The 20298-nt window shown below is 42.0% G+C and carries 18 protein-coding genes and 1 pseudogene; 12 read left to right on the forward strand and 7 right to left on the reverse strand.

Features of this window, described 5'->3' with window-relative positions; all coding sequences use genetic code 11:
- The 5 genes and pseudogenes from AC6UC9_RS06630 to AC6UC9_RS06650 all read left to right on the forward strand — a co-directional run.
- On the forward strand, positions 1-324 hold a 324-nt coding region (locus AC6UC9_RS06630), incomplete at its 5' end, for an SH3 domain-containing protein (protein ID WP_500701513.1).
- Between the two features lie 168 nt (positions 325-492).
- Positions 493-2061 (forward strand): ATP-binding cassette domain-containing protein, encoded by a 1569-nt coding sequence (locus AC6UC9_RS06635; RefSeq protein ID WP_500701514.1) that lies wholly within the window; start codon positions 493-495, stop codon positions 2059-2061.
- A gap of 358 nt (positions 2062-2419) precedes the next feature.
- Positions 2420-3436, forward strand: a complete 1017-nt coding sequence (locus AC6UC9_RS06640) for a zinc-dependent alcohol dehydrogenase family protein (RefSeq protein WP_500694283.1) — start codon at positions 2420-2422, stop codon at positions 3434-3436.
- A gap of 18 nt (positions 3437-3454) precedes the next feature.
- Positions 3455-4177, forward strand: a pseudogene (locus AC6UC9_RS06645) (DUF6198 family protein); the annotation flags it as partial.
- A gap of 72 nt (positions 4178-4249) precedes the next feature.
- Positions 4250-4642 (forward strand): VOC family protein, encoded by a 393-nt coding sequence (locus tag AC6UC9_RS06650; protein ID WP_500696009.1) that lies wholly within the window; start codon positions 4250-4252, stop codon positions 4640-4642.
- A 93-nt stretch (positions 4643-4735) separates the two neighbouring features.
- Here the strand turns inward: AC6UC9_RS06650 and AC6UC9_RS06655 are convergent, their stop codons facing one another.
- Positions 4736-7510: a cation-translocating P-type ATPase gene (locus tag AC6UC9_RS06655; protein ID WP_500701531.1), complete on the reverse strand. Its 2775-nt coding sequence runs from the start codon at positions 7508-7510 to the stop codon at positions 4736-4738.
- Between the two features lie 262 nt (positions 7511-7772).
- Between AC6UC9_RS06655 and AC6UC9_RS06660 the strand changes: the two genes are divergently transcribed.
- Positions 7773-8684 carry an alpha/beta hydrolase fold domain-containing protein gene (locus AC6UC9_RS06660; RefSeq protein WP_500694247.1) on the forward strand — a complete coding sequence of 304 codons (912 nt, stop codon included), beginning with the start codon at positions 7773-7775 and terminating at the stop codon, positions 8682-8684.
- 16 nt (positions 8685-8700) lie between these two features.
- On the opposite strand, the gene AC6UC9_RS06665 is transcribed toward AC6UC9_RS06660, so the two are convergent.
- The 3 genes from AC6UC9_RS06665 to AC6UC9_RS06675 form a co-directional block, all read right to left on the reverse strand.
- Positions 8701-9294: a cadmium resistance transporter gene (locus tag AC6UC9_RS06665; protein WP_500694248.1), complete on the reverse strand. Its 594-nt coding sequence runs from the start codon at positions 9292-9294 to the stop codon at positions 8701-8703.
- Between the two features lie 11 nt (positions 9295-9305).
- Positions 9306-9821 (reverse strand): hypothetical protein, encoded by a 516-nt coding sequence (locus tag AC6UC9_RS06670; RefSeq protein WP_500696208.1) that lies wholly within the window; start codon positions 9819-9821, stop codon positions 9306-9308.
- Between the two features lie 65 nt (positions 9822-9886).
- Positions 9887-11074, reverse strand: a complete 1188-nt coding sequence (locus tag AC6UC9_RS06675; RefSeq protein WP_500701515.1) for a multidrug effflux MFS transporter — start codon at positions 11072-11074, stop codon at positions 9887-9889.
- A gap of 161 nt (positions 11075-11235) precedes the next feature.
- Between AC6UC9_RS06675 and lepB the strand changes: the two genes are divergently transcribed.
- From lepB to AC6UC9_RS06695, 4 genes are all read left to right on the forward strand, one after another.
- Entirely contained in the window at positions 11236-11838 is a 603-nt protein-coding gene (gene lepB, locus AC6UC9_RS06680) for a signal peptidase I (protein WP_500701516.1), read from the forward strand.
- 63 nt (positions 11839-11901) lie between these two features.
- A complete protein-coding gene (locus AC6UC9_RS06685; protein WP_500701517.1) occupies positions 11902-12996 on the forward strand; it encodes a hypothetical protein in 1095 nt (364 codons plus the stop codon).
- A 76-nt stretch (positions 12997-13072) separates the two neighbouring features.
- Positions 13073-14398 (forward strand): C1 family peptidase, encoded by a 1326-nt coding sequence (locus AC6UC9_RS06690; RefSeq protein WP_500695895.1) that lies wholly within the window; start codon positions 13073-13075, stop codon positions 14396-14398.
- Positions 14399-14838: 440 nt separating this feature from the next.
- On the forward strand, positions 14839-15030 hold the full coding sequence (locus tag AC6UC9_RS06695; protein ID WP_500694254.1) for a hypothetical protein: 192 nt from the start codon (positions 14839-14841) through the stop codon (positions 15028-15030).
- Positions 15031-15095: 65 nt separating this feature from the next.
- On the opposite strand, the gene AC6UC9_RS06700 is transcribed toward AC6UC9_RS06695, so the two are convergent.
- Positions 15096-15260 (reverse strand): hypothetical protein, encoded by a 165-nt coding sequence (locus AC6UC9_RS06700; protein ID WP_500695894.1) that lies wholly within the window; start codon positions 15258-15260, stop codon positions 15096-15098.
- A 113-nt stretch (positions 15261-15373) separates the two neighbouring features.
- Here AC6UC9_RS06700 and cls point away from each other — a divergent pair, with 113 nt between their 5' ends.
- Positions 15374-16846, forward strand: a complete 1473-nt coding sequence (gene cls, locus AC6UC9_RS06705; RefSeq protein WP_500694256.1) for a cardiolipin synthase — start codon at positions 15374-15376, stop codon at positions 16844-16846.
- An 85-nt stretch (positions 16847-16931) separates the two neighbouring features.
- On the opposite strand, the gene AC6UC9_RS06710 is transcribed toward cls, so the two are convergent.
- Positions 16932-18356 (reverse strand): NAD-dependent succinate-semialdehyde dehydrogenase, encoded by a 1425-nt coding sequence (locus AC6UC9_RS06710; RefSeq protein WP_500701518.1) that lies wholly within the window; start codon positions 18354-18356, stop codon positions 16932-16934.
- Between the two features lie 240 nt (positions 18357-18596).
- Here AC6UC9_RS06710 and AC6UC9_RS06715 point away from each other — a divergent pair, with 240 nt between their 5' ends.
- Entirely contained in the window at positions 18597-18869 is a 273-nt protein-coding gene (locus AC6UC9_RS06715; protein ID WP_500701519.1) for a helix-turn-helix domain-containing protein, read from the forward strand.
- Positions 18870-18913: 44 nt separating this feature from the next.
- On the opposite strand, the gene AC6UC9_RS06720 is transcribed toward AC6UC9_RS06715, so the two are convergent.
- Positions 18914-20227 (reverse strand): NCS2 family permease, encoded by a 1314-nt coding sequence (locus tag AC6UC9_RS06720; RefSeq protein WP_500701520.1) that lies wholly within the window; start codon positions 20225-20227, stop codon positions 18914-18916.
- Positions 20228-20298: the final 71 nt, after the last annotated feature.

Raw genomic sequence — 20298 nt, forward strand, 5'->3', positions numbered from 1 at the left:
GCCGGACAAAGTGTTAATTATGATGGAATAGTTAATGCGGACGGATATACTTGGTTACAATATGTTTCTTATAGTGGAAAGAAATTATATGTTGCTAAATTAGGTGGCAGTAACCCTGGTGTTCCAGTGGTAACGCCAGCTTCAGGAACGTATACCTTTACCCAAATAACTAACATTAGAACGGCACCAAGTACAAGTGCACAAATTGTAGGCCAGTTTGAGGTCGGACAAAGTGTTAATTACAATGGAATTGTTCATGCAGATGGATATACTTGGTTACGTTACGATTCATATAGTGGTAAAACGCTATACGCAGTTAAGTAGTATCAATGTTATGTAATTATTTTGTTAAAAGATAGCAGCGGAATTTAAATATTTTGAGATGTTGAACATTAAGTTCAACATCTTTTTTGATGGTGCTATGATTATCTCAATTTATTTGAATCACATAAAAATTAACGGTAGTTAATATTAGATATTGGGAGCAGGCCAATGAAATATTTTGCTAAGCATTTAATTAATCGAATTGGTATTTTGAAGATTATCATTTATCTTTTATTTTTATTTGTATCGTACGCCATCTTCTATTTGCAGCCGTATTTATTGAGTAACATCATTAATTCAAACGGTAAAAAAGTCATCTTTACGAGTTGTTTATTGTTTTTAACGCTAATGATTCCTTCGATTACCACTTATGTTAGTAATTATTTTTTACAAGCTACCCGTAAGTATTCTAAACAGGAGATCTGGTCAAACATCGAAAAGGGTGGTTATAAGTACTTTCAAGCAGAAAAAGTGGGCAAACTTCAAAGCTACGTTGATGAGGTATCATTTTCATGTCGTAAGTTGGTTCAAGAGGTGATGCCAGCAGGGATTAAGGGAGTTGCCTTACTTTCTTTATATACCGTTATTTTGGCTAAAATGAATTTAATGATTGGAATTTCATATTTAATTGTCTTTCTCCTCTACATTTTACTTTCCGTTAAATTGTCGGGAAGAAATCGGCAATATGTCCGCGACTCTTTAAGTAAAACTTCCAAAGTGAATGAATACATCTTGTATTTTTATAATAATAAAGAAACAATTTATTCGCTAAGAAGTTTAGGCCACGAAAACGATATTTTTAATAACCTACTAAATAATGAGAGAAAAATCTATTATAAATTACAAAATAAAATTAATGGATCTGCGATTATCCAGCAGTTATTCATTGTGGTGATGGCTTTCGGAATTATTGTATTTATCAGCATTGTTGGTAAGAACAAGGATTACAGTATTTCTGGACTTTTAATTTTAGTGTATTCAATCATTAGTTTGAGTCAATTTGGGTCCGAGTATCTGGAGATGATTGAGCTTTTTGATCGTATCCGGTCAGGATTAGACGATTTACACTATCCTGTTTTGGGTTCGGTTCATGAAGGCAGAATTTTTGCCCCAGGTAGTGATTGGTTGAGGGTTAAAAAAATTAAATTTAGTTATCGTAATAGCAAAAACATTTTTTGCCATTTGTCATTAAACATTCATAAGGGTGAAAAAACTGCGATTGTTGGTGATAATGGCTTAGGGAAAAGCACGTTGTTAAAAATAATTGGTGGACTGATAGTGCCACAAAGAGGTGAAATTATAATTCCAGCGGAAGGTTCAACTGATGTTGTTTATCTTGGTCAGGATACACCGTTATTTAACCGATCGTTATACGATAATTTAACGTATCCAGGAAATCAGAAGACATCGTTTGACTTAGTTAATCAACTTTTTGACGAAATCGGATTAGAGAAAGTTTCAGAAGATGATGCTTTGAAAAGTTATTCTACCAAAGAATTTAAAAGTCATTTTTCCGGTGGTGAGCAACAGAAAATCCTGATTTTGCGAACTTTTATTCAAGACCCATCGGTGGTTTTGTTTGATGAAAGTAGTAGTGGACTTGATCCACAATCGGTTAATATATTTTATGAATTAATGGGAAAGTATTTAAAAAACAGTACCATTATTTCTGTCGTTCATAATAAGTCTGAATTACAGTACTTTGATCATGCAATTAATCTAAATAGCTTAATTTGATAGTCATTCCCAAGCCACTAGCGGTTTGGGGACGTTTTTATTTCCGAACAATTCGTGTGATTTTCATTTTTATTTCGTTTTACCAAAACAATTATTGTGAAATTATTATTTATATTAATTTATTTCAGAATAAAATGAGAATCAAAATGATTTAAAATATTGATCTTAGTATATTTGCTGATTCAGAAGTGCTTGTGAAGTTGTTATTTATTGCCATGCCAATAGTGTAAGCGGTTGCATTATTAAAATTCCGAGTATATATTGAATGTGTAAATAAAAACAAGCGCTTATTTTACTTACTATTAATTAATACTAAATTTAACATGATAAAAAGAGGCTATTTATTATGAACGATAAAATGAATGCTTTAGTAATGACTGCCAAACAAAAGATGAAGATGGAGCAGATTGACACTCCAACTCCTAAAGACGATGAAGTTTTGGTTGAAACGGCCTATGCCGGAATCTGTGGGACTGATAATGGGCTGTTCAACGGGTTACCTGGCTCCACTGACGCTACCCCACCAATCGTGTTAGGTCACGAAAATTCTGGGATTGTTGCCGCCGTTGGTAAGAACGTCCAAGAGTTTAAAAAGGGTGATCGGGTGGCCGTTGACCCCAATATTTATTGTGACAAATGTTTCTATTGTCGAACTGGTCGTTATGAACTCTGTGACAACTTGTCGGCCATTGGAGTAACTCGTAATGGTGGACTTGCTCAATACTTTACAGCACCTGAAAAAGTGGTTTACAAGTTACCAGATTCAGTCTCACTTCAAGCTGCATGTTCACTTGAACCAATCTCTTGTGTGGTTCACGCAATGAAGATTACCGAGAACATTACCCCTTACCAACACGCTTTAATCATTGGTGATGGTTTCATGGCTCGTCTGTTCGCTCAAATTCTGCGTGACTACGGGATTCAACGAATTGATTTAGCCGGGATTCTAGACGACTCAGTGCTTGACCGTTTGAAGACTGAATTAAAGTTAGACAACGTGATTAACACGACGAAGACCCCAATTAAAGAAAATTATGACTTTGTGGTTGAAGCCGTTGGTCGTCCTGAGACTCAAGAAGAGGCTGCTGAGCACACCAACAAGGGTGCTCAAGTGCTGATGTTTGGAGTCGGTAAACCTGATCAGACCTTCTCAATGAATACTTACAACGTCTTTAAGAAACAGTTAACGATTAAGGGATCGATTATTAATCCCCATGCCTTTGAAGATGCGATTGCTTTACTGGCATCCGGTGCCGTTAAGACCACTCCGTTCCAGGATAATATTTTAAAGCTTGACGAAGTTGAAGGAGTTCTAAATCACACGACCCCTAAGATGGGGAAGTCGATTGTCGCAGTTAACCCAGAACTTAAATAGAAAAATGTGGTGATTGTTATGACTGCAAAGAAAACACCACGAACGATTTCGATGAGTGCTTCGATTATTTATTTTATTATTTCAATCATCATCAATTCACTTGGAAACGTTCTGACGTTGGTCACCAGTGCCAAGGTGGTTCCCCAGTTTTTGGGGTCCGCGTACTGGACGGCGGCCGAAACCAACTTTAGTATTGCGATTCATTGGAATCTTTTTTGGACTTTCGTCCTGATCGGAGTCGCCATCATCATTTTGAATGCACTCTTGCTTGGAAAATGGGACTGGGGCAGAGCCATTGGAAACATGATTTTCATGATTCCGTTTTCCTGGTTAGTTCAGGTATTCTATGACCTTTTGACCGAGATTATCAAGTTACCGGAGGCCCGTTCGTTGGGCTTAATCACCGTTTACGTGCTGGTCAACTTTATCGGAGTTGCATTTATTGCGATTGGAATTTCGATTTATCAACGGGTCAACCTGGTCTTACACCCAAATGACGATCTAATGCAGATCCTACGTTTCAAGTATTTTAAGGGGAACGCCGCTGAAGCAATGTGGGCTTCATACATCCCACCGACTGTTATTGGAATAATTGCGATTTTGATCACACATCGAATTGAATACTATGGGATCGGAACGGTTTTTGCCTTTCTTTTCCAGGGTGGCATTACCGGAATTGCTGATAAGGTCGTCTTTCCAAGCCTCAAGCACCAAGCGTTAGATACGTCTAATGGCATAGAAGATTCAACGGTGGCAACCGACGTTGATAATGATGACCACCAATTATCGCATAATAAAAAGGGGAGTAAGAAAATGAATATTAGTGATTACTTTACTGGTCTTCAACACGTAGGAATTCCTACCAAAGACCTTAACAAAACCATTCAGTATTATGAAAAACTTGGATTTAAAAAGATTGGCGATTTCCCAAATGGTAACATTCACTGTGCCTTTATGAAGTACGACAACCTTACCCTTGAAATTTGGGAAGGCGAGCCAACCAACCCAGTTGATGGCGCGATTAACCACTTCGCCTTAAATACCACTGACATTGAAAGTGCCTTTAAGGCCGCTAAAGAAATGGGACTGAACGTCGATGATGATCAGATTCAATACATTGGGGCGTACTGGACGAAGGGAATTAAATTCTTTAACGTCTATGGTCCTAACCATGAACGTATTGAATTTTGTCAGATTCTGAAGTAACGATTGATTGCCATTAAATTATTAAAACCTCAATTTTTAAAACCCATACCAAAAAGGGATGTTGAACAATTCGTTCAGCATCCTCTTTTAATTTTATAGGGCTTTTTCTAGTTTTTGTAGGTGAGACATGTGTTGGTTGAACTTGTTGTGAATGTGTCGTCTTACGAAGTACTTTCTGACCTCATCAATTAGAACCAGTGGAATTGGGATGGCAATCAGATAGATCCAGTCACTGACACCAATTGCGGCGGTTCCAAAGACACTTTGAAGGAACGGAACGTAGATTAGAAGGGTGATTAAGACAATCTGAAAGGCGATGCCCCACATGATGCGGTGGTTACTAAAGATCCCAATTTTAAATAGGGAAGTCGAATCGGTTCGACAGTTAAGGACGGCAGCGATTTGACAGAAGCCGATGGTAGCTAGCGTCATGGTAGTGGCTTCGGCGTAAAATGTGCCACTGCCAGCTAGCGGAATCTTGGGCCAACCGTGTTGGTAGTTGGCAAAGAAGTAACCGCCAGTTGACAAGATAGACGCAAATAGTCCGTACCAACCAAACGCTTTGATAATAAGTCCTTTGTTTAACAGGTGCGAGCTTCTTGAACGTGGTGGCCGTTTCATGATTCCCGGTTCACTCTTTTCGGTTCCAAGTCCCAGAGCTGGCAGGAGATCAGTCCCCAGGTCAACGGTTAAAATTTCCATAACCGTCAGTGGGAGTGGAATGGCACCGTTAGAGATTAGGAACAGAATTGATGGAAAGGCTTCGGCCATATTACTGTTCAAAATGTAGAGGAGGAACTTCTGGATATTGCTGTAGACGGTTCGACCTTCTTCAATGGCAGAAACGATGGAGGCAAAGTTGTCGTCGGTTAAAATCATGTCGGCGGCATCCTTGGCAACGTCGGTTCCGTTAACCCCCATGGCGATCCCGATGTTGGCCTTCTTTAATGCTGGGGCATCGTTGACACCGTCACCAGTAGCGGCAACCACGTCACCGTTTTTTTGACACATAGAGACGATGCGATACTTGTCTTCCGGAGCCACCCTGGCAAAGATGACTTCACCCTTGACGGCTTCTTGAAGTTGATCGTCTGACATCTTGGTTAATTCTTCTCCGGTGATGACCCGCGCCCTGTTAGAGGTAATGCCGATTTGGACGGCAACGCTCTTGGCAGTTAAAGAACTGTCCCCAGTCACCATGATGATCCGAATGTTGGCACTATTACACTTCTTAACCGCGTCGAAGATTTCCTCTCGTGGGGGATCGGACATGACGGCTAGACCAACAAACACAAGGTTTTTTTCGGTGTTGTCAATCGTGGCTTGTTTCGGATCATCGGCGTCGTCATCGCGATAGGCAAAGGCTAATGAACGTAACCCCTGCTTAGCGTAGTCGGCATTAGCTTGGTTAATCTTTTGCCTGTCAGTTACGGTGATGGGGCGCACCTGACCGTTTACTAGGATTTTGTCACAAATCGAAAGAATGTTATCAAGGGCACCCTTGGTGTAAATGACGTTATTGCCGTCTGGTGCCGTCTTTTGAATCGTGGTCATGCGGCGCCGATTAGCGTCAAATGGGAGTTCTTTCAGCCTCGGCGTCTGTTTTGCCGCAGTGTCACGGTTTAAACCGGCCTTGTCGGTCAAGATGTTCAATCCGGCTTCGGTTGGAGTTCCTAAAATTGACGGAGCTTTCTTGTTGTCTGGGTCGTACTTAATGGCCGTATCATTATTTAATAGGGCAATCTTTAACAAAATGGCCAAATCCGGTTCGTCAGCGAGATTGACATTTTTGCCGTTGAACTGGATTTTGCCGTTGTTGAAGTACCCCGTTCCGGTGACGGTATATTCTTTGTCTGGAAGCCAGACGTGGTTGACCGTCATCTGATTTTGGGTCAACGTTCCGGTCTTATCAGAACAGATGACGTTGGTTTCACCCAGGGTTTCAACGCTGTCTAAGTCTTTTAAAAGGGCGTGGCGTTTGGCCATGACCTGAGTGCCGTGGGCTAGAGACAACGTGACGGTCGGAAGGAGTCCCTCCGGGATGAAGGCCACGATCATTCCCAGTGCAAAGATAAACGATTTGGCAAGCGGGTAATGAACAAAGTAAATTGCCAGGATAAAGAACGTAATTCCAATCGCAAAAGCAATAATCGAGATTTGACGAGTGAGACGGTTCAATTCCTTAGTAAGTGGTGAGTCCGTCTTCTTCTGGTTTTGCGTCAGGCTGGCAATCTTACCAAATTCGGTGTTCATCCCGGTCTTAACGGCTAAGACGGTCGCCGTTCCGTTGGTGACAACGGTCCCAGCGTAGACCACGTTACTGATGGCAAACTTTCCGTCACCATGTTGGTACTTATTGTTCTTATCAACCGGAAGTGATTCACCGGTTAGAGCGGATTCGTCCACCTGTAGTGATGAAGAATGGACCACGACTCCATCAACCGGGATGGCGTTACCGGCTTGTAGTTGCAGTAGGTCGCCGGGGACAATCCCATCAGCGTTGATCTGAACTGATTTCCCGTTTCTGATGACGTTGACGTATGTTGGTAGTAGATTACTCAGGGCGTCGGTGGCCTTTTTGGCTGCATGTTCCTCCCAAAATGAGAAGAGACCATTAATAATGTTGACCGCCCAAATTGCGATTCCAAGGTCGACGGTTCCTGCCAGAATGGCAATCACACCACTGACCCACAGCAGCATGGCCATTAGTGAAGTGAAGTTTTTGAGGAAGGCGACTAAAACCGATTCCTGCTTACCCTTCTTGATGACGTTGGCTCCGTTTTTTTGTAACTTTTGTTTGGCCTCGCTGGTAGTTAGACCTTTGGTGCTCGATGTGTCTAGCGTGCTAGTGAGATCTGACAATGACATTTTGGCGTAATCATCGTCAGTTAGAATTTTGTTATCCAATGTTTCTCACCCCTTTTTCCAAATATCGCTTAGAATGTGCTTCTAAACAACCGTGGACTGATTTTAGCCTCTTTTTTTAAAAAAGCAATAGAAAAAACTGACTTTCGTAAAATAAATTAATTTAACCTGGGTCAGGGTGAAACCATCACGATTAAGTAGGAATAATTGCCGCCCTTCTGCTTTTGAATTATCATAAAATTAACTACTTCAAAGGAGTCTTAAAATGGTTAAATTCATTGAACGTGAACATAAATTTTCACCAGCCGATTCTGACTTCGTGGACCGCAAGTTCATCGATGTGGCCTATGCGGAAGGCAAACGACACAAACTTGACGTTTACCTCCCAAACGAAAAGCGGGACCGTTATCCGGTCATCATTGATGTGCATGGCGGTGGGATGTACTTTGGACAGAAGAGTTCCTTTAAATTAAACGGTGCTTTGGAACTGTTAAAGCGCGGTTATGCGGTTGTCAGTCCCAATTATTCGCTTAGTTACATGAAACCATTTCCCACCGCAATCTACGAATTAAAAGCCGTGGTGCGCTTCGTGAAAGCTCACGCTGATAGTTATCACTTTGATAGTAACGCAGTTTTCATGATGGGTGAATCATCAGGGGCTCAATTAGCGATGTTACTGGCAGCTTCTGAAGCCAGTGGCCACCTTGAAAGTGATTTTGGTAGTCATTTTGACTATTCAAGTCAGGTTGATGGCGTGATTTCTTCGTACGGATTGTACGAAATGGATCTTTTAAAGCCGGAGTTTGAGGCGCTCGGTCAAAAACCCAATTTTTATGAAACCGGTGACGCCGACTCTTTTGAGGGTGCCATGCTGGGATTTCACCGACCGATTGACGTTCCTGATTTAGTTGCCGAGGCCAATCCGATGACGTACCTAAATGAAGCAATGGTTCCGGCACTTCTGTATGCGGGAACTGGTGACCGCGTTGTTCCTTACGTTCAGACGATTAACATGGCGGCCGAACTCATCAAGTTCATTGGCAAACAGAACGTTGAGGTTCACATTGTTGACGGTGTTCCCCACGGTCCGAGTGGTTTTATGAATGAGACCGTGTTTGACCAGAAGGATCAGTTCATGAAACGAGTTATAAAACAAAAGAAAAATGCATCCCACTAGGATGCATTTTTGTTAATTAATGAAAGAAATGGGCAATCGTTCCGTTTTGAACTAAAACGGAGACTCCCAAAAGGATGTACACGATTGATGACAGGTAACGGCCGTATTTTCCTAACAGATTTTTAATCCGTTTATTGTCCTCAATGAGGATGGCACAGAAGAAAAAGATGACCGCCATGATGAGCATGGTGATTAGGGCCACCAGTAATTCTAGATTAGTCTTTCGGATGAAGATGGGGATGAAGACGGCAACGTTATCAGCACCACACGCGGTGATGGTGATTGCCACGACTTTCATCACGATTTTGAATTTCGATCCCTTACTGGTACTGATGTCACTACTAGAGTGGGGTTTGGGTGGAAATAACTCCTTAATTCCAAATAAAATGGGGAAGATCCCAAGAAGGCCGAGAATCCACATCTGGGGAACAGCCCCGAGAATCCGTGCAATCGCCATTGGTAGGATAGTTAATCCTACCGTTCCAATTAAGTCACCGGTTAGGACTAACTTGGGATTCCTGTATGCTCCTAACAAGAGGACTAAGACGAGTAAGTAATCCAGATTGGTTGAAAAATAAGCCACGATTGAGCTGAAAATAATTTCGATCATTAATTCACTCCTTAAAATGCTCGAACGGCAATGACGATGCCATCGGCGACGAAGAACAAGGCCAATAAGATGACCATTTCTGAGGTGGAGACAAACGACAGAATGGTGAGGGCAACTGAAACGATAATGCCCAAAATCCCGAGGCCAATCACGACTACGTGGTACCACTTCCGAACTTTAGGAATGAATCTGACCGTTAAAAGTTCGGTGAGGGAGTCCACGATTATCCAGGCAAATATTAAGATCAGGACCACGTGAAAGTTCAAGAATTGATGAAAAAACAAGATGGTACTGATTACGATTTCAATCGTTCCCGTTACAATCAAGGTCTTATTAATCACATTGAAATAGTTGGACAACTCGTAGTACAGAACGTAGCGATAGATTCCGACTAGTAGGGTTCCAAGCGCCATAATGGTGATTAAAGAGCCAATTGGTCGGATAAATAGGAGGAACGCAACAAATAAAAAGTAGAGTCCGACTACAAGTGAGAAGGAGTCGAAGCGTTTGTTTTTGGTGGTGAGCATGGGGTGTTCTCCTTACTGATAGAATAAATCTGCAGAAAACCTGCAGAAAAAATTAATTATTAGCTTTATTTTCTCACAGTTTTTGGTCTGACCAACAATAAGTTAATCAGAATCATGGCAATTAAAATGATGAGTCCCATTGGCAAATACGTATTTTCACCCATGATACCAACGAGTGGTGAAACAATTCCACCCATGGCGTTTTGCGTTAGGCCCACAAGAGCTGAGGCACTGCCGGCGTTCTTACTGGCAGCGTTCATGGCGACGGTCGTGGATAACGTCAGCATGGCACCGATAAAGATGAGAATGATGAAGACTAGGATAATAACCACTAACAGGTTTTTAAACCAGGTGGCACTGAGAATTAGGATAAAACTAGTGATGATGGTGGCCTTAATGAACCATTTTAATAGGGTGATGGAGTCGGTTTTCATTACCAAACGACCCGGCAACGCACTACCAATCCCAATGGCAATTCCGTTTATGGCGTATAAGAAGCTAAATTCGGTGACTGACATGTGGAACTGATTCTGAAAGACAAAGGAAGAGGAAGAGATGTAGCTAAATAGCGACCCGTAAACCAGTCCGGTTGCGAGCACAAGGCGGAGAAATTTAGGGTCCTTTAGTAGGTAAAACATCTGCACTTCGGATTGAAAAAGAGAACCGGTGCTGCGGTTTTCGGGCGTCAAAGTTTCAGGGATGCCAAAGAGGCACATGAAAACGATGACGATTCCGATCACCCCTAAGATGAGGAAGATTCCCTGCCAGTCGGTAATTTTGATGATTAAACCACCAAAGATGGGAGCAATAATGGGGAAGATGCCGTTAACAGCGGTTAATAGTGAATAGAAACGAGTCAGAATTTTTCCTGAAAACATGTCACGAGCGACGGCTCTAGAAATGACCTGACCGGTTGCTCCAGCGATTCCCTGAACCAGTCGCAAACTAATGAGCGCGTAAACGTTGGGAATGAACGCAATCATCGCAGATGAGACACTAAATAGGACAAAACCGATGATTAGTAGTGGTTTTCTACCATAATGGTCACTTAAGGGGCCGATGATGACTTGTCCAACCGCCAGGCCAATCAGACAAGCAGTGATGCTTAGTTGCATCATGGAGGCGTTGGTGTGAAACGTTGCCATCATCTGTGGGAGCGCTGGCATGTATAGGTCCATTGAGAGTGGACCAGTTGCGCTAACGATCCCAAGTAAGACCGCTAACCAAATGACATAACTTTTCTTTGTTTCCATTTTTTCATCCCTAGTAAAAAATTTGCGATCAATGACGCACTAATTGCTATTATAAGGTATACTTACTAAATATATAAAGGAAATTTTCGGGATGGATTTCATCCCTGACAAATCATTAGTGATAGAATAAAATTATACATAATGATTGAGGAGAATCTGAAATGAAATTTTTTAAGAGCGTCATGAGTTGGGTGATTCCGATTGTGATTGGACTGATCCTAGCCTTAATAATCAGACAATACCTATTTACGCTGGCCAAGGTTGATGGACCGTCGATGCAGCCGAACCTTGAAAATGGGGAACGGATCATGGTCTTCAGACAGGCTAAGATTAAGCATCGAAGTGTCGTTGTATTTAATGCGGCAGGGGAGGATCCCACTGCTGCCCCGAACACCGACTACGTTAAGCGGGTGATTGGACTTCCTGGTGATACTGTTGCCTTTAAGGGTGGCAGTATCTACGTTAACAACAAGAAGGTTAACCAGGATTACATCAGTAAGAGTCAGCAGCAACAGGGAACTTACTACAACCGGATGCCTGGTGACTGGGATCTAACTAGTTTATCCAAGAACTGGCCTAAGAATAAGGGGGCTGTCAAAGTGCCAAAGGGAGAGTACTTCGTTTTAGGTGACCACCGCAGTGTCTCAAATGACAGTCGTTACTGGGGCTTTGTTCCAAAGAAGAAGATCGTTGGGGTTGTCAAGACCTTCCCATGGAGTACCACCAAGCAAAAGCGGTATAATATTAATGAATTAGGATATTAAATCAATAAAAGCTCATCATATTTATGATGAGCTTTTTATTTAAATTAATTTTTGGGGGATTATATGAAGGGATTGATGAAGAAGCTTTTATTTGTGATGTGTCTGCTTTTTGTTGGATTGGTCGTCATTTTTTACCTTTTAGAATTTATGAAATCAAATCAAAATGAGACCCAATCATCAAAACAAGCACACGCCTATCAGGTAGTTGACAACAAGGATTACTCACGGGGCTATTATCCATACGAATCGGCCTATAAACCCGATGAGAACTATCCGAACACTTTACATACGATTCGGGGTGACGGTCATTCTGACTTTGTTACCCAATACTTTTTACCTACTTATACCAGTAGACACGCGCGTTTGAACGACCGCAATCACCGGCTGATGCGTAATCCACAGAGTGTGGTGCTACACGGACAGTATGCGTACGTTATGTACACCTTCTACGGTGGCTCCAACACCGGGTTCGTGGTGCGCTATGATTTAAAAAAGCTAAATGAACTGGGATTTGACTTGCCAGGCTACATGGGGAAGTTTCGTCATAGTAAGACCGAATTGGCCGCCATCAAGGTTGGGCCCGTCTTTCACACGGGACACGGGCAGTCGATGGCCTATAACCCTAAGAATAAACAGATGTGGTTTATCAAACAGAATGGCTTCAAACCGGTTGTCCAACGTCTGAACATGGAGACTTTAAAGCCGGAACAAAAAGTCAGAGCACGGGTTCAGTCGACCATTCCGGGTAAGGTTCCAATGGGCATGGTTCTCGCCTTTGATAAAACCGGTCGGGCGTATTTTTACAGCATTACTCATCACGGCATCGCTCCAAGGGGAGCCGTCAAGATTTATCGCGGTCAGATTAACGAACGGGGAGCTAAGTTCAAACTAATTCCGCAGTTAATCCGACACGCTCCTGGCATTGTACCCCAGTCACTGGCATATAACGGTCAGAATAATAACCTTTACCTCGTTTCTAATGGTGGGGTCATGCGAATTCCGGTCAATAAGTTAGGCCACCTCAAGACCAGCGATATCCGGACGATTATTACCGACGGTCACCGCGAGTTTGAGGGGCTGTCGTTTGAAAACGGGAAGGGCATGCTACTGGTAAACCGAGGTCCCGAACTGATGCGGATGACGAATCCTAATTTTTAGTCCCTTCGCTTGTAAAACGATTAGTTGAGACTTAGAATTACAATTAACTAATTAATCGAAAGAAAGGACAAAAATAATGACAGAATTTAACCACCCAATTACACCAGATGACGTTGATCAAATGCAGGCCGATCTGGAAGTGCAACCAAAAAATGAAGTGATCTCACGGGCCATCATGACCAACGGGATTGATAAAGCTTCTGAAGATCCTAAGACCGCAGTCCGCTTAAACCGCACCTTTTCAATTGACATTGATACGGGAACGGTTTCTAATCAGAAACACAGTGGCCGCTGTTGGCTATTTTCATTGTTAAACACCTTGAGACATAAGTTTGCGGTCAAGTACAACAAGAAAGACTTTGAGTTATCCCAAAACTACCTGTTCTTCTGGGATAAGATTGAACGGGCTAACATGTTTTACGATCGGATGATTGCACTGGCCGATCGTCCAACGAGTGACCGGGATGTTGATTTTTACTTGAGTATGCCAGGTGAAGACGGTGGCCAATGGGCAATGGCAGCGGCACTGGTCCAAAAGTACGGCGTTATGCCCAAAGAGGCTTTTCCAGAAACGGCCGTCACCGATGACACCACCGACTACGATGAGGTGATGGATCGAAAGTTACGTCACGACGGGATGGTCCTCAGAGACTTGGTTAATTCTGATGCCTCAGACGACGATATCAACCAAATGAAACAGAAGATGATGACAGAGGTCTACCGAATGACCGCCTATTCGTTTGGTGTTCCACCAAAGACTTTTGACCTTGAATATCGTGATGACGATAAGAAATATCATTTGGATCAGGGTTTGACTCCCAAACAGTTTTACGACAAGTACATCGGCGTTGACTTAAACGATTATGTCGTTTTAACCAACTCACCTGACAAGAAAATGGATGAGATGTATTCCCTTCCAAGTCAGAACAACGTTGAGGGTGGCATGCCAATTGAGTTCTTGAATGCCCCAATGGACGAACTGAAGGAAGCCGCCATTAAGCAACTTAAAGATGGCGAGACCGTTTGGTTTGGAAATGATGTTTTGCATCAAATGAACCGACAAAAGGGTTACTTGGATAGCAAACTCTACCGTCAATCTGCCTTATTTGATGTAAACATGACCATGACCAAGGCTGAACGCCTCAAGTACCACGAAGCTGAAGTTTCCCACGCCATGACGTTGACCGGTGTTGATTTAATCAACGACGTTCCAACGAAATGGAAAGTTGAAAACAGTTGGGGAAAAAAGGTGGGAGACGACGGCTACTTCGCGATGACCGACGAATGGATGCAGGATTTCGTTTACGAAGTGGTTGTTAAGAAGAGTTATTTAAAGCATACCCAAAAAGAGGTTCTGAAGAAGGCTCCAATCAAGTTGGATCCATGGGATTCATTACAATAAAAATTGATTTAACACCCTTCCGATGTGGAGGGTGTTTTTTATGGATTATTTTATTCCATATGATAATATATAATTATAAAAAAGCAGTCGCATTGATATACAGCTGCCAGTACAATGGCTTCATACTTTAATGAATCGTTATTGGGATGCATAGCTAGGACAGTTATTGATCACAAAATGTTATTGGTAAAAACACGTAAATATTCCATTTTTAGTTTTAACGTAAGTTCGTTTCACAGTAGGTTACCTCTTTTTTTAGATTTACATTCGTTGTTTTGACATGAAAAAAGTGTTTGTGACATTATACACTATTACAATCCATTTAACAGCGGGTTAAAATTCCAAAACACCGCTACTAAGCGGTAGACACCGATTTATATTGCTTGTATAATTTGCATCAATAATTATTAAACAAGCAGTAGAATAGGTGGGAGAGTAAGATGAAGTGGTTTTTAAAAATTGGATTGTACGTCGTTGAATTTATGATATTTGGATCGTTATCTTTGGTACTAATTAGTCTCCCCATCGATTACTTTCCGATGCTAATACTGCTTTTCTCCAGTTTGGCATTCTTGTTAATCATTAATCAACGTGTTCAGAGTACAATTAATCATCATTATCGATATAAATGAACAAATAATAAAAAGTGTTCCGTAGTTGTGAACGATGTTTACTAATCGCCAACTATGAAACACTTTTATTTTTTCAAAAACAATTGATAAACTAAGATCGCGATGACTATGGCGGCAAAGACCACGGTTGCGACCTGCGGATTGGCAATCAGGGCGTTGACTAATCGATGAAGAATCGAAAAACTGTGTACACCATGTAGTCCAAGGACAAAGTAAGAATTCATTTTCATCACCTGCTATTTCATGCGAAGTACATATCATTTTAATCCATCGTTAGCAAAAAAGTAAGCAAAGTCTTTTAAAATTATGTATTATAGACGTATAAAACCTAGGAGGATCTACAATGGCAATTGATTGGATGTTAATTTGGCACATTATCGTCATCGGTAATGCGATTTTTGCGATTATTACCGTGTTCAGGCAACCCCGAGACATCGCCGCAACGTGGGCATGGCTTTTAGTACTGGTATTTCTACCATTACTAGGTTTCATTATTTACGCTTTCTTTGGGAGAAAACTACCTAAGAGTAAGTTCTTTCGGTTAAAGGGTAGCGTGAAAAAACACGTGAGACACGAACTTAGTGAAGAAAAAGCAATGCTTAAAAAACCGAAAGATGCTGACACACCATCAAAACGGATTGCGTGGGAGTCAGCTAACATGGTTCGCATGTTTATGAATTCTGATACGTCTCCGCTCTATGACAACAACAAAATCGACGTTTTCACTAATGGCGACAAGTTGATGGATCAGATGTTTTCAGACATTAAGAACGCGAAGAGTTCCATTAACCTGGAATTCTACACTTTTTATGCTGATAAAATTGGGAAAAAGGTCTTAGCGGCATTGGTTGAGAAGGCCAAAGAGGGCGTTGACGTCCGGGTCATCTATGACTCATGGGGTTCAATGGGAACCACACAAAAGTTCTTTAAGCCGCTGTTTGAAGCGGGCGGTCATGCTTACCCATTTTTACACACCCATTCTAATTTCTTTGATTTCCGGGTTAACTTTCGAGATCACCACAAGATTTTAGTGATTGATGGTGAGCATGCTTACGTCGGTGGGTTTAACATCGGCGACCAGTACATGGGTTGGAGCAAGAAATTTGGCAATTGGCAGGACTGTTCAATTCGAATTCACGGAAACGCCATTTATGGACTCCAGTCCCAGTTTATTTTGGATTGGAACGCCACTGATGGGAAACTCCAAATTAATCCCAACAACCCAGAAATGATCAAGAAGTACTATCCAATCATTCATACCGACGGTGAAGCGGTCATGCAGATTGTTTCCAGTGGCCCTGATACCAGTATGGAACAAATTAAGATTGGCTACATTAAGATGATTGAAATGGCCAAACACAAGGTCCAGATTACGACGCCATATTTAATCCCTGACCCATCGGTCTTAGACGCCCTGAAGATTGCGTCCATGTCAGGAGTGGACGTCCAAATCATTGTGCCAGACATGCCAGATCATCCGTTCGTATACCGTGCCACCCAGTACTATGCACGTCAGTTAACCAAACTGGGGGTCAAAGTTTACTACTACAATAACGGCTTTATGCACGCTAAAACGGTGGTAGTTGATGATAAAATTGTCTCAGTTGGGTCCGCTAACATGGATTATCGTAGTTTTAAACTAAACTTCGAAATTAATTCGTTTACCTATGATGAAGCATTTGGAAAACAAATGGGAGCAATTTTTGAAGAGGACTTGAAGAATAGTACCCTTCAAACAACAAAGATGTTTGAATCAGAGTCATGGTGGTTAAACTTCAAGCAACACTTTAGCCGCTTGTTGTCACCAATTCTATAAAAATAACAAAAGACACTAGACGATTTCGTCTAGTGTCTTTTATATCGGGGAAATGGACATCAATGATGTTCATTTTTGTTTTGGGTTATTTTTCTGGGTCAGTGGCAACCAGTGCACCTGCCAGGTTATGCATATCTGGTTCTTGAGCGGTAACGATCAATTGTTGATTGACGAATGCCATTTGTCCAATGTCACTCATTTCTCTACCATAACCAGAACCTTTTACACCACCAAATGGCAATGCTGGAAGGGAAGCGAGGAAGTTGTTAACAAAGACCATCCCGGTTTCAATTTGGTCGGCAACCTTGGCGCCGTGTTGGGGATCACCGGAGAAGACGATTCCACCTAGTCCATAAGGGTTGTCGTTTGCAAGGTCAATGGCTTCTTGTTCACTGTGAGCCTTGTAGACCGAAGCGACCGGACCAAAGAATTCAGTGGTGTAACCAGGGTTGGACTTGTCGATGTCGGTAAGAATGGTTGGCATGAAGAATTGGCCTGGGAGATCAACTGGTTCATTGCCATAAACAACTTTGGCACCGGCTTTAATGGTGGCATCAACTTGGGATTGAAGTTTGTCCTTAGCCTTCTTTGAATTCATTGGAGCAAGCGTTGTGGATGGGTCCATTGGATCGCCCATTTTAACCTTACTGAAGTCTTCCTTTAATTTCTCAACAAACTTGTCATAAACGTTGTCCATGACGATAAAACGTTTGTCAGAACAGCAGACCTGACCGTCGTTATAGAGACGAACCCGCCAAGCAATGTCTTCCGCTTTGTCTAAATCAGCGTCATCTAGAATCAGGAATGGATCCATTCCACCGAGTTCCATCGAATTCTTCTTAAGGTTTTTACCGGCAGCTTCGGCAACGGATGAACCACCACGTTCGGAGCCAGTTAGTGCTACTCCTTGAACCCGTTTGTCTTCGATGGCTTTTGTGACCTGGTCGTATGATAGGAACATATTGGTTAAAGCGCCCTTTGGTGCCCCAGCCTTTCTGATGACGTCCGCAAATGATTGAGCTGAGTCTGGGATGTTTGAAGCATCCTTTAAAATCATTGGGTTTCCGACCATAAAGTTGGGAGCGAAGACTCGCATAATTTGGTAATAAGGGAAGTTCCAAGGTTCAACCATTACAAGTGTTCCAAGGGCATGGTAGTGAACCTCGGCCTCACCAGTTACAATTGATGAAATGGCCTTTGGTTGAAGTAATTCTTCACTATGATCGGCGAACCAATCCGCAATGATGGCACAAAGCTCAACTTCACCTTGGGATTCGCGGAATAACTTTCCCATTTCAATGGTGGCGGTTTTAGCTAATTCATCTTTATTGTCACGCAAAGCTTTAGCAACGTTGTGAAGGATTTTAGCTCGTTCTTTGATGTCTTGTTTTTTAGTACTTTGATAAAGAGCCTCGTCAGTTTTAAGCACCTGCTCTAATTCTGCGTCGGTAGCGTTTGGATAAGTCTTAATTGTTTCGTTGTTAAATGGATTTACAGTCTTGTATGCCATAATAACTCTCCCTTATTATAAATAAACTTGAATTAAACTTTAGTGACCAAATAACTATGAGAATCAGTTAGCTAACTCAGATCTCACCTTGAGTATAATCCATTCGGAAGCGGTTACAATGAAATTGGCTTAATTGTTTTGAAAAAATTATTTATCTATATAATTACGAAAAAGATACAAAAATATTGCAAGTGGAAAAAGAACAAAAAATAAATATGTACTTGATAAGGAGAGAATATAATGAATAAGTTAGAAAAGTGTGTCTTAGATAGAGATAAAAAAGAACCCGGCTTTAGAAGTAGGGTTCAAAAAGAAGAAGGCAAATTAGAAGTTGCTGTTTCAGTTATGAAAGCACGGAAAGATGCGGGATATTCTCAAAGAGAACTTGCTAAAAAGGCTAGAATTCCTCAGTCAACTGTTAACCGCGTTGAGAAGGGTGATAACGTTAGTGTAAAGACGCTTTCAAAAATTGCGACGGTGTTAGGTAAAAAACTTAGTATTATCATTTCTTAAAAAAGCCCCAAAATGAATTTGAAAGTTCATTTTGGGGCTTTTTGTTATTTAATGTTTAGTATCCACAAGAAGACTAGGAAGATAATTGCTAACGAATACATCATCCAACCGACTTCCTTGCCACGTTTAGCGGCAATCATGGTAATCGGATAGGCGATGAAACCAAGTGCAATTCCGTCAGAGATACTGTACGTTAGTGGCATTCCAATTGCGATCAGAAAGGCTGGGGCTGCCACTTCAAACTTGTTCCAATGAATGTTACCAAGTGACTTGGCCATCAAGATTCCGACGATAATTAGTGCCGGGGCGGTGACTTGACTGGTAATGACGGTCAAAAGTGGTGAGAAGAACATCGCTAACAAGAACAGAATTCCAGTCACAATTACCGTAAATCCAGAACGACCACCAACCGCGATGCCGGCTGATGATTCAACGTAGGCTCCCATTGGGGAAGTTCCAAGAAGTGAACCAACTAGCATGGTAACTGAGTCGGCGCCTAAAGCACGGCCGATTCGTGGAATTTTATTGTTTTTCATGTAACCAGCCTGTTCGGCTAATCCAACTAACGTTCCGGCGGTATCAAAGAAGGTTACCAAAAGGAACGTCAGCACAACGACAATTAACTGGGGCGTGTTGATCTTGTCAACGTTGAATAATCCTACTAGGAAAGTGGATTTAATGCTTGGAACCGCCGAGACGATTCCGGTAGGCATTTTGATTAATCCGAAAAGGACTCCAATTACGGCTGAAGCAACCATCCCAATGAAAATTGAGGCTGGGACGTTAGCGGCCATCAAGAACAAGGTGATGACTAAGCCGGCAACCGTCAGTAAAGTGAGTGGGTTACTGAACGAACCAAGTCCAACCAGCGTGGACTTGTTGGCAACCACTAGTCCGCCATTGTTTAACCCTAAAAAGGCAATGAACAGGCCAATCCCACCCGCAATGGCTGACTTTAAGTCAGATGGGATCGAATCGATGATCTTTTCTCGCAACTTGAGCAAGGTCAAGATGACAAAAAGAATCGAAGCGACAAACACGCCGGCTAGTGCGGTCTGCCATGGAATCTTCATCCCAATACATACGGAGTACGCAAAGAAGGCGTTGAGCCCCAGACTGGCGGATAATGCAAACGGATAGTTTGCGATGATTCCCATTAGGAAACAGCCAAAGGCAGAGGCGAGGGCCGTTGCCGTAAAGACGGCACCTTTATCCATTCCTGCGGCACCCAAAACGTTCGGGTTTACGAATAAAATGTACACCATGGAAACAAAAGTCGTAACTCCCGCAACCGTTTCACGGGTAAAGTTAGTCCCTAATTCCTGAAAGTGAAAAAACGAGGCAATTCGATTAGCCATTTCCACAACTCCTATCAAATTAATATTCGGTTTTTCAAAAACGAATTACGATAATAGGATAACACAAAGTT

Source organism: Fructilactobacillus sp. X7R4C1 (genome assembly GCF_059901115.1).

Excerpts from the sequence above, each read along its gene's own strand:
- AC6UC9_RS06650 (WP_500696009.1), top strand. The coding sequence starts at position 4,250 with ATGAATATTAGTGATTACTTTACTGGTCTTCAACACGTAGGAATTCCT.
- AC6UC9_RS06710 (WP_500701518.1), bottom strand. The coding sequence starts at position 18,356 with ATGGCATACAAGACTGTAAATCCATTTAACAACGAAACAATTAAGACT.
- AC6UC9_RS06660 (WP_500694247.1), top strand. The coding sequence starts at position 7,773 with ATGGTTAAATTCATTGAACGTGAACATAAATTTTCACCAGCCGATTCT.
- AC6UC9_RS06715 (WP_500701519.1), top strand. The coding sequence starts at position 18,597 with ATGAATAAGTTAGAAAAGTGTGTCTTAGATAGAGATAAAAAAGAACCC.
- AC6UC9_RS06695 (WP_500694254.1), top strand. The coding sequence starts at position 14,839 with ATGAAGTGGTTTTTAAAAATTGGATTGTACGTCGTTGAATTTATGATA.
- AC6UC9_RS06675 (WP_500701515.1), bottom strand. The coding sequence starts at position 11,074 with ATGGAAACAAAGAAAAGTTATGTCATTTGGTTAGCGGTCTTACTTGGG.
- AC6UC9_RS06635 (WP_500701514.1), top strand. The coding sequence starts at position 493 with ATGAAATATTTTGCTAAGCATTTAATTAATCGAATTGGTATTTTGAAG.
- lepB (WP_500701516.1), top strand. The coding sequence starts at position 11,236 with ATGAAATTTTTTAAGAGCGTCATGAGTTGGGTGATTCCGATTGTGATT.
- AC6UC9_RS06665 (WP_500694248.1), bottom strand. The coding sequence starts at position 9,294 with ATGATCGAAATTATTTTCAGCTCAATCGTGGCTTATTTTTCAACCAAT.
- AC6UC9_RS06690 (WP_500695895.1), top strand. The coding sequence starts at position 13,073 with ATGACAGAATTTAACCACCCAATTACACCAGATGACGTTGATCAAATG.
- AC6UC9_RS06640 (WP_500694283.1), top strand. The coding sequence starts at position 2,420 with ATGAATGCTTTAGTAATGACTGCCAAACAAAAGATGAAGATGGAGCAG.
- AC6UC9_RS06670 (WP_500696208.1), bottom strand. The coding sequence starts at position 9,821 with ATGCTCACCACCAAAAACAAACGCTTCGACTCCTTCTCACTTGTAGTC.
- AC6UC9_RS06700 (WP_500695894.1), bottom strand. The coding sequence starts at position 15,260 with ATGAAAATGAATTCTTACTTTGTCCTTGGACTACATGGTGTACACAGT.
- AC6UC9_RS06655 (WP_500701531.1), bottom strand. The coding sequence starts at position 7,510 with ATGTCATTGTCAGATCTCACTAGCACGCTAGACACATCGAGCACCAAA.
- AC6UC9_RS06685 (WP_500701517.1), top strand. The coding sequence starts at position 11,902 with ATGAAGGGATTGATGAAGAAGCTTTTATTTGTGATGTGTCTGCTTTTT.
- cls (WP_500694256.1), top strand. The coding sequence starts at position 15,374 with ATGGCAATTGATTGGATGTTAATTTGGCACATTATCGTCATCGGTAAT.
- AC6UC9_RS06720 (WP_500701520.1), bottom strand. The coding sequence starts at position 20,227 with ATGGCTAATCGAATTGCCTCGTTTTTTCACTTTCAGGAATTAGGGACT.